The organism is Cohnella faecalis (genome assembly GCF_003570905.1).
In the GTDB taxonomy this organism is placed as follows: domain Bacteria; phylum Bacillota; class Bacilli; order Paenibacillales; family Paenibacillaceae; genus Cohnella; species Cohnella faecalis.
On the sequence record NZ_QXJM01000041.1, the window covers coordinates 1 to 8,404 of the forward strand.

Sequence of the window (8,404 nt, forward strand, 5' to 3'; positions counted from 1 at the left end):
CACTTGCCCCATGATCGGAGCGCACATCACCGGTATACTGGTGAATTTTCAGCATAGCTTCCGATCAAGTCCGGATGTCCGCAAGCGTAGCCCATCCGCCATCCGGTCATTGCGAACGCTTTGGAAAAACCGCTGACGAGAATCGTGCGGTCCTTCATGCGGGCAGCGAAGCGAGCTTACGTGTTTCGCTCATAGGTCAATCGGCGTAAATCTCATCGGATATGACGATAAGGTCGTGCTCTTCGACAGTTTGGCAATCGGCAGCATCTCTTCGTAAGTCATGATCGCGCCGGTAGGATTGCTCGGGTAGCAAGCACGAGAATCTTGGAACGGGGAGTAATGGCCGCTCGAAGCGATTCCGCCGTCAGCTTGAATTCGTCTTCGCCGACGTCTCGATACCGACGCCACTCCACCCCGATCGTCGTAATCGGCGAGTAAGAAATATAGCACGGCTCGGGAATGAGAATTTCGTCGCCTTGTTCGATCAGCGCCCGCAAGGCGAGGTCGATGCCTTCGCTGCCGCCGACCGTTACGAGAATCTCGTTCGCGGGATTGTAGACAACCTGGAACGGTCGCTCAAATATTGTCCGATCGCTTCCTAAGCTCGGCGTTCCGGCGTTCGGCGTATATTGGGTTTTCCCCTTCTCCAAGGCGTAGACAGCCGCATCCCGAACGCGCCACGGAGTAACGAAATCGGGCTCCCCGACTCCGAGAGAAATAATATCTTATCCTTGCTGTTGCTCACCAAGTCAAAAAACGCCGAATCCCGGAAGGAGGGATAGCGCGCGCCTGGGAGACAAATAATCCTGCATCTCTTTTTTTCTCGGCTGCTCAGTTAGCGTCTTGGGCCGTTCCTCGTCTTTTATCATCGCGCATCGTTCCTTTTCGGTGAACTGGCGGAGGCGTACGTCAAGGGGAGACGATCAAGCGATGGTCGTCCTCGAACTCCTCGAAAATGATGCCGTCCTGCTTGTATTTTTTCAAAATAAAAAGGTTTTCGTGGAAATGACCGATTCGATGGTGGACAGCTTGTTGGATACGAAGGAAGCGACTTCCTTGAGGTTTTGCTTCGATTTCAACGAGCAAATCGAATGCGCCTGACATCAAGTACACCGACTTTACTTCGGGTACAGAAAAATGCGCTCCGCAATCGATTCGAACCCGCGCCGCGTTCGGGCGTGCACTCCACCTCGATAAGCGCCGTAACCGTCTGATCGTCCACCTTGCTCAATTAATGACGGTCGCGTATTTCACGATGACGTGCTCTTGCTCCATCTCGGCGATCGCCGCGTCTACTTCGCTCTCCTGCGCGCCAAGCATCGTCGCTATGGTTTTGGCCGACAGCCTTGCGTCTTCCTTAAGCAGATCCAGAATACTAAGCTTGAAATCGTTCATTGGGATCCCTCTTCGCAATTTGAATTACTCTCCATATTACATTAAAAAGGCCGGCTGAAAAGAAAAAAAACCGCCGGACCTGACGTACGGCGACGGTTCTTCTCTTTGCTGCCTGCAAGACGTCCGATCAGTGCTGCTGAAAAGCCGGCGGCTGCTGTTGCTGCTGCTGCGCTATCGCACCCGGACTGATCGACGCGGGCTGGCTGCGGGATTGCTGAACGAATTGATTCGTCTTCTGCTGCGTCTGCTTGTACTGGTTAAGCTGCTTGTCGATTTCCTGGCGCAGCGCCGGCGAAGAAGCATTGTACATGTTATTTTGCTGCATGCAATAATAGAGCTCGCCTGCAATTTGAGAGTGTGTCCATCGAGCTGGGTGAAAGTCTGACGGATTTGCGGACAGACCATTCGGTCGCGGCCGTCGCGTATTCTCTCGTCACGCGCTTCAAGTCCGACAAATCGTATACGCCATATCGGCTTCCGGCAATTGCTGCTGTGAATACATCGGTTAGGTTCCTCCTCTGCGTTACGATTGCGGCTGGGTTGGCGCGAGCGGCTGATGCTGCTGGACATGCCGATAAGCGTCTGATAATGCTGCGAATGCACGTCCACCATGTGAGCGCACATTTGCTGAAGCTGCTGGTTTTGAATCGTTGCCGCCGCACGGCGCACTGCTTGATGAGCAAATCCTCGTTGGACATCGAATCTGCGGCGTACTCGAGCTCTTTGGCCGTCATGGGCGAGGCCCTTGCATCGCTTGGTTAGGCATTTTTAATAATCCTCCTTATTAACGGACATTAGTTTGCATCAGGCTCTCGTCGTTTATGCAAAAAGAGACCGCCTCCGTTGCAATAACGGCAGGCGGTCTTGAGCGAACGGAATCCGATTCAAAAAATGTCCATGCTCATATAGCGTTCCCCCGTGTCGGGAGCGATGCAAAGAACTCTCTTGCCGGTCCAATCGGCGAGCGATTTGCAAAGCGGCCCATACCGATGCGCCGGAGGATGGCCCTACGAGCAAGCCTTCGAGTCTGGCCAGCCGCCTTGTTGTTTCCAAAGCGTCGTCGTCCGATACTTGCACGATTTCATCGTACACGGACGTATTCAGAATAGCGGGAACGAAGCCGGGCTCGTGCCGACCAGCTTGTGCGGGCCCGGCTGGCCTCCGCTCAGCACGGGCGAGCCGCCGGCTCGACGACAGCGACATACAGCCCGGAAGCTTGGCCTTTAGCGTTTCGCCCGTTCCCGTCACCGTTCCTCCGGTTCCAGCCGTGGCGACGAAAGCGTCGAGACGCCTTCGGTTTGCTCCAATATTTCGATGGCTGTCGTGATCCGATGGATGTCGGGGTTAGCGGCATTTTCGAACTGATTGGGCATATAGCTCCCCGCAATTTCTCCCAATATTTCCCGAGCCTTTGCGATCGATCCCGGCATCCGCTCGGCAGCGGGGGTCAGTACGACCTCCGCGCCGTATGCGCGCAGGAGTGAAATCCGTTCGGCCGTCATATTGTCGGGCATAACGAGAATGAGACGATAGCCCCGAGCCGCCGCAATCATCGCCAGCCCGATGCGGTATTGCCACTTGTCGGCTCTACGATAACGAACCCGGCTTGATCAAGCCTCGCTGCTCCGCATCGTGATAAGTCGTAAGCCGCGCGATCCTTGACGCTGCCGCTCGATTCATTTTCTCCAGCTTAACGAGCACTTCCGCATCTTCGGGTCCCGTCAGCCTCCAAGCGCTACGGCAGGGGTCCTCCAATCAATCGACCACGGAGCTTGCGGTTAAGCGTCTCATTCCTTTTCTCCGCCATGCGCCGAACGATTTCATCCGGCCGCTTTAGACAGAGCATGCTGCACCGCGAAGCACGAGGGGCAGAGGTAGACGGTCAATGCGAACGGCGCTTCCAGCACCTTGCCGCCCTTGCTTGCAAGAAGCTTCGAGACACGCGGCTGGAACTGCTCCGCCGTTACGATTTGCTGCCCGTCTCCAGCATGTACTCCCGGCATTGCGGGCATTCGGGAACAACCTCCTGCTCGTCGAGCAGCTCTTCCCACCGCTTCCTCGAACTGGATCAAAGCTTCGTCTTCTCTGCAGCTCGTCGTCCTGCATCACGAAAGATCTTCCTCGTCTTCCGCCGAACCAAGCGACCGAATCGCCGTCTTCTTCGTCTTCCTCGTTTCTTCGTCGATTCCTATCCGGAGTGTGCGGTATCCGTCAATTTCGTTATCGCAAACCGGACAAAATTTGTCGGGCCCCTGGCTTCCTCCACGGAATTTCGCTCTGACACAAGGACATAGTATAGCGGCCATATTAAGCCTCCCTCATCAAATAGACAATGCCGATCACGACGAAAAAATCGCGAGCGCGAACAACGTTCCCCACAAGTATTTCACTAACGTTCTCCCCTTTTCTCCTACTCACTGCGGAATAATATAAGACAAAGACACGAATGATCATGGGAGCAAGCAACCCGATTGTCTTAGCGATCTCATGTCATTTTCAGGACGGGAGTTAAAACTCGAAAGGAAATAACGGCAGCAGAGCATAAATCCACGGCGGACACAGCAGGCTTTCGTAAATCGTGTCGTTCGCTTCGATGGAAATCGAAAATGTTGCAAATGCAATATTTTTGCCGCGCGGTTGCCATAGCAACGAAAGATTGCTTGCGGAAGGCGGCCGGCGGTATTTGGTCACCTTCTCGAATACGGGAGGATTAACCGTGAAAAATGTCGTGGACCAGCTTATGGCGGAGCCGATCGTCGCCGTGCTCGCGTATTTTTCCGTCGGGATTTTGGCGCTTATCGTGTTCTCTCCTTCTTCGAGAAGGTGACCAAATACGACGGCTGGAACGAAATCCGCAAAGGCAATCTTTCGGTTGCTATGGCAACCGGCGGCAAAATATTTGGCATTTGCAACATTTTTCGATTTTCCATCGAAGCGAACGACACGATTTACGAAAGCCTGCTGTGGTCCGCCGTGGGATTTATGCTGCTGCTGGCCGCTTATTTCCTTTTCGAGTTTTTAACTCCGTCCTGAAAATTGACGATGAGATCGCTAAGGACAATCGGGCGGTTGGCTTGCTCGCCATGATCATTTCGGTGTCTTTGTCTTATATTATTGGCGCGGCAGTAGAGTAGGGAGAAAAGAGGGAGAACGTTAGTGAAATACTTGTGGGGAACGTTGTTCGCGCTCGCGATTTTGTTCGTCGTGATCGGCATTGTCTATTTGATGAGGGAGGCTTAATATGGCCGCTATACTATGTCCTTGGTGTCAGAGCGAAATTCCGGTGGAGGAAGGCCAGGGGCCCGACAAATTTTGTCCGGTTTGCGATAACGAAATTGACGGATACCGCACACTCCGGATAGGAATCGACGAAGAAGACGAGGAAGACGAAGAAGACGGCGATTCGGTCGGCTTGGTTCGGGCGGAAGACGAGGAAGATCTTTCGTGGATGCAGGACGACGAGCTGCAGGAGAAGGACGAAGCTTTGATCCAGTTCGAGGAAGCGGTGGAAGAGCTGCTCGACGAGCAGGAGGTTGTTCCGAATGCCCGCAATGCCGGGAGTACATGCTGGAGACGGGGCAGCAAATCGTAACGGCGGAGCAGTTCCAGCCGCGTGTCTCGAAGCTTCTTGCAAGCAAGGGCGGCAAGGTGCTGGAAGCGCCGTTCGCATTGACCGTCTACCTCTGCCCCTCGTGCTTCGCGGTGCAGCATGCTCTGTCTGAAAGCGGCCGGGATGAAATCGTTCGGCGCATGGCGGAGGAAAAGGAATGAGACGCTTAACCGCAAGCTCCGTGGTCGATTTGATTGGAGGGACCCCTGCCGTAGCGCTTGGGAGGCTGACGGGACCCGAAGATGCGGAAGTGCTCGTTAAGCTGGAGAAAATGAATCCGAGCGGCAGCGTCAAGGATCGCGCGGCTTACGGACTTATCACGGATGCGGAGCAGCGAGGCTTGATCAAGCCGGGTTCGGTTATCGTAGAGCCGACAAGTGGCAATACCGGCATCGGGCTGGCGATGATTGCGGCGGCTCGGGGCTATCGTCTCATTCTCGTTATGCCCGACAATATGACGGCCGAACGGATTTCACTCCTGCGCGCATACGGCGCGGAGGTCGTACTGACCCCGCTGCCGAGCGGATGCCGGGATCGATCGCAAAGGCTCGGGAAATATTGGGAGAAATTGCGGGGAGCTATATGCCAATCAGTTCGAAAATGCCGCTAACCCCGACATCCATCGGATCACGACAGCCATCGAAATATTGGAGCAAACCGAAGGGCGTCTCGACGCTTTCGTCGCCACGGCTGGAACCGGAGGAACGGTGACGGGAACGGGCGAAACGCTAAAGGCCAAGCTTCCGGGGCTGTATGTCGCTGTCGTCGAGCCGGCGGGCTCGCCCGTGCTGAGCGGAGGCCAGCCGGGCCCGCACAAGCTGGTCGGCACGAGCCCGGGCTTCGTTCCCGCTATTCTGAATACGTCCGTGTACGATGAAATCGTGCAAGTATCGGACGACGACGCTTTGGAAACAACAAGGCGGCTGGCCAGACTCGAAGGCTTGCTCGTAGGGCCATCCTCCGGCGCATCGGTATGGGCCGCTTTGCAAATCGCTCGCCGATTGGGACCGGGCAAGAGAGTTCTTTGCATCGCTCCGACACGGGGGAACGCTATATGAGCATGGACATTTTTTGAATCGGATTCCGTTCGCTCAAGACCGCCTGCCGTTATTGCAACGGGAGGCGGTCTCTTTTTGCATAAACGACGAGAGCCTGATGCAAACTAATGTCCGTTAATAAGGAGGGATTATTAAAAATGCCTAACCAAGCGATGCAAGGGGCCTCGCCCATGACGGCCAAAGAGCTCGAGTACGCCGCAGATTCGATGTCCAACGAGGATTTGCTCATCAAGCAGTGCGCCGTGGCGGCGGCAACGATTCAAAACCAGCAGCTTCAGCAAATGTGCGCTCACATGGTGGACGTGCATTCGCAGCATTATCAGACGCTTATCGGCATGGTCCAGCAGCATCAGCCGCTCGCGCCAACCCAGCCGCAATCGTAACGCAGAGGAGGAACCTAACCGATGTATTCACAGCAGCAATTGCCGGAAGCCGATATGGCGTATACGATTTTGTCGGACTTGAAGCGCGTGACGAGAGAATACGCGACGGCCGCGACCGAATCGGTCTGTCCGCAAATCCGTCAGACTTTCACCCAGCTCATGGACGACACTCTCAAATTGCAGGGCGAGCTCTATTATTGCATGCAGCAAAATAACATGTACAATGCTTCTTCGCCGGCGCTGCGCCAGGAAATCGACAAGCAGCTTAACCAGTACAAGCAGACGCAGCAGAAGACGAATCAATTCGTTCAGCAATCCCGCAGCCAGCCCGCGTCGATCAGTCCGGGTGCGATAGCGCAGCAGCAGCAACAGCAGCCGCCGGCTTTTCAGCAGCACTGATCGGACGTCTTGCAGGCAGCAAAGAGAAGAACCGTCGGCCGTACGTCAGGGTCCGGCGGTTTTTTTTCTTTTCAGCCGGCTGTTTTTTAATGTAATATGGAGAGTAATTCAAATTGCGAAGAGGGATCCCAATGAACGATTTCAAGCTTAGTATTCTGGATCTGCTTAAGGAAGACGCAAGGCTGTCGGCCAAAACCATAGCGACGATGCTTGGCGCGCAGGAGAGCGAAGTAGACGCGGCGATCGCCGAGATGGAGCAAGAGCACGTCATCGTGAAATACGCGACCGTCATTAATTGGAGCAAGGTGGACGATCAGACGGTTACGGCGCTTATCGAGGTGGAGTGCACGCCCGAACGCGGGCGCGGGTTCGAATCGATTGCGGAGCGCATTTTTCTGTACCGGAAGTAAAGTCGGTGTACTTGATGTCAGGCGCATTCGATTTGCTCGTTGAAATCGAAGGCAAGAACCTCAAGGAAGTCGCTTCCTTCGTATCCAACAAGCTGTCCACCATCGAATCGGTCATTTCCACGAAAACTTTTTTATTTTGAAAAAATACAAGCAGGACGGCATCATTTTCGAGGAGTTCGAGGACGACCATCGCTTGATCGTCTCCCTTGACGTACGCCTCCGCCAGTTCACCGAAAAGGAACGATGCGCGATGATAAAAGACGAGGAACGGCCCAAGACGCTAACTGAGCAGCCGAGAAAAAAAGAGATGCAGGATTATTTGTCTGCCCAGGCGCGCGCTATCCCTCCTTCCGGGATTCGGCGTTTTTTTGACTTGGTGAGCAACAGCAAGGATAAAGATATTATTTCTCTCGGAGTCGGGGAGCCCGATTTCGTTACTCGTGGCGCGTTCGGGATGCGGCTGTCTACGCCTTGGAGAAGGGGAAAACCAATATACGCCGAACGCCGGAACGCCCGAGCTTAGGGAAGCGATCGGACAATATTTGAGCGACCGGTTCCAGGTTGTCTACAATCCGCGAACGAGATTCTCGTAACGGTCGGCGGCAGCGAAGGCATCGACCTCGCCTTGCGGGCGCTGATCGAACAAGGCGACGAAATTCTCATTCCGAGCCGTGCTATATTTCTTACTCGCCGATTACGACGATCGGGGGTGGAGTGGCGGTCGGTATCGAGACGTCGGCGAAGGACGAATTCAAGCTGACGGCGGAATCGCTTCGAGCGGCCATTACTCCCGTTCAAGATTCTCGTGCTTTGCTACCCGAGCAATCCTACCGGCGCGATCATGACTTACGAAGAGATGCTGCCGATTGCCAAACTGGTCGAAGAGCACGACCTTATCGTCATATCCGATGAGATTTACGCCGAGTTGACCTATGGAGCGAAACACGTAAGCTTCGCTTCGCTGCCCGGCATGAAGGACCGCACGATTCTCGTCAGCGGTTTTTCCAAAGCGTTCGCATGACCGGATGGCGGATGGGCTACGCTTGCGGACATCCGGACTTGATCGGAGCTATGCTGAAAATTCACCAGTATAAGGTGATGTGCGCTCCGATCATGGGGCAAGTGGCCGCGCTCGAATCGCTGACGAGC

The 8,404-nt window shown here is 54.7% G+C and carries 11 protein-coding genes and 5 pseudogenes; 10 read left to right on the top strand and 6 right to left on the bottom strand.

Features of this window, described 5'->3' with window-relative positions:
• Window positions 1-26: 26 nt before the first annotated feature.
• From D3H35_RS35035 to D3H35_RS32950, 4 genes and pseudogenes are all read right to left on the bottom strand, one after another.
• Entirely contained in the window at window positions 27-158 is a 132-nt protein-coding gene (locus tag D3H35_RS35035; RefSeq protein WP_411675174.1) for an aminotransferase class I/II-fold pyridoxal phosphate-dependent enzyme, read from the bottom strand.
• A 120-nt stretch (window positions 159-278) separates the two neighbouring features.
• Window positions 279-722 (bottom strand): aminotransferase class I/II-fold pyridoxal phosphate-dependent enzyme, encoded by a 444-nt coding sequence (locus D3H35_RS32945; protein WP_325050158.1) that lies wholly within the window; start codon window positions 720-722, stop codon window positions 279-281.
• 187 nt (window positions 723-909) lie between these two features.
• Window positions 910-1,395, bottom strand: a pseudogene (locus D3H35_RS25265) (Lrp/AsnC family transcriptional regulator).
• A 127-nt stretch (window positions 1,396-1,522) separates the two neighbouring features.
• On the bottom strand, window positions 1,523-1,720 hold the full coding sequence (locus D3H35_RS32950) for a hypothetical protein (protein ID WP_233568158.1): 198 nt from the start codon (window positions 1,718-1,720) through the stop codon (window positions 1,523-1,525).
• A gap of 32 nt (window positions 1,721-1,752) precedes the next feature.
• Here D3H35_RS32950 and D3H35_RS35040 point away from each other — a divergent pair, with 32 nt between their 5' ends.
• Window positions 1,753-2,157: a hypothetical protein gene (locus D3H35_RS35040; RefSeq protein ID WP_411675175.1), complete on the top strand. Its 405-nt coding sequence runs from the start codon at window positions 1,753-1,755 to the stop codon at window positions 2,155-2,157.
• Between the two features lie 57 nt (window positions 2,158-2,214).
• Here the strand turns inward: D3H35_RS35040 and D3H35_RS35045 are convergent.
• Window positions 2,215-2,948 (bottom strand): annotated as a pseudogene (locus tag D3H35_RS35045) (PLP-dependent cysteine synthase family protein).
• Between the two features lie 267 nt (window positions 2,949-3,215).
• Window positions 3,216-3,407 carry a hypothetical protein gene (locus D3H35_RS25285; protein WP_119151950.1) on the bottom strand — a complete coding sequence of 64 codons (192 nt, stop codon included), beginning with the start codon at window positions 3,405-3,407 and terminating at the stop codon, window positions 3,216-3,218.
• A 728-nt stretch (window positions 3,408-4,135) separates the two neighbouring features.
• Between D3H35_RS25285 and D3H35_RS25300 the strand changes: the two are divergent.
• The 9 genes and pseudogenes from D3H35_RS25300 to D3H35_RS25335 all read left to right on the top strand — a co-directional run.
• Window positions 4,136-4,529 (top strand): annotated as a pseudogene (locus D3H35_RS25300) (DUF350 domain-containing protein).
• 107 nt (window positions 4,530-4,636) lie between these two features.
• Window positions 4,637-4,987 (top strand): hypothetical protein, encoded by a 351-nt coding sequence (locus tag D3H35_RS25305; RefSeq protein ID WP_119151953.1) that lies wholly within the window; start codon window positions 4,637-4,639, stop codon window positions 4,985-4,987.
• A complete protein-coding gene (locus tag D3H35_RS25310) occupies window positions 4,960-5,166 on the top strand; it encodes a hypothetical protein (RefSeq protein ID WP_119151954.1) in 207 nt (68 codons plus the stop codon). Before D3H35_RS25305 ends, D3H35_RS25310 begins: the two co-directional genes overlap by 28 nt.
• Window positions 5,163-5,615, top strand: coding sequence for a PLP-dependent cysteine synthase family protein (locus tag D3H35_RS35050; RefSeq protein ID WP_411675176.1), 453 nt, complete (start codon window positions 5,163-5,165; stop codon window positions 5,613-5,615). The genes D3H35_RS25310 and D3H35_RS35050 overlap by 4 nt, the downstream gene beginning before the upstream one ends.
• 16 nt (window positions 5,616-5,631) lie before the next feature.
• On the top strand, window positions 5,632-6,063 hold the full coding sequence (locus D3H35_RS35055; protein ID WP_411675177.1) for a pyridoxal-phosphate dependent enzyme: 432 nt from the start codon (window positions 5,632-5,634) through the stop codon (window positions 6,061-6,063).
• Between the two features lie 137 nt (window positions 6,064-6,200).
• Window positions 6,201-6,446: a hypothetical protein gene (locus tag D3H35_RS25320; RefSeq protein ID WP_119148762.1), complete on the top strand. Its 246-nt coding sequence runs from the start codon at window positions 6,201-6,203 to the stop codon at window positions 6,444-6,446.
• Window positions 6,447-6,467: 21 nt separating this feature from the next.
• A complete protein-coding gene (locus D3H35_RS25325; protein ID WP_119148761.1) occupies window positions 6,468-6,845 on the top strand; it encodes a spore coat protein in 378 nt (125 codons plus the stop codon).
• A gap of 131 nt (window positions 6,846-6,976) precedes the next feature.
• A pseudogene (locus D3H35_RS25330) lies at window positions 6,977-7,460 on the top strand (Lrp/AsnC family transcriptional regulator); the annotation flags it as partial.
• Window positions 7,461-7,505: 45 nt separating this feature from the next.
• Window positions 7,506-8,404, top strand: a pseudogene (locus D3H35_RS25335) (aminotransferase class I/II-fold pyridoxal phosphate-dependent enzyme); the annotation flags it as partial.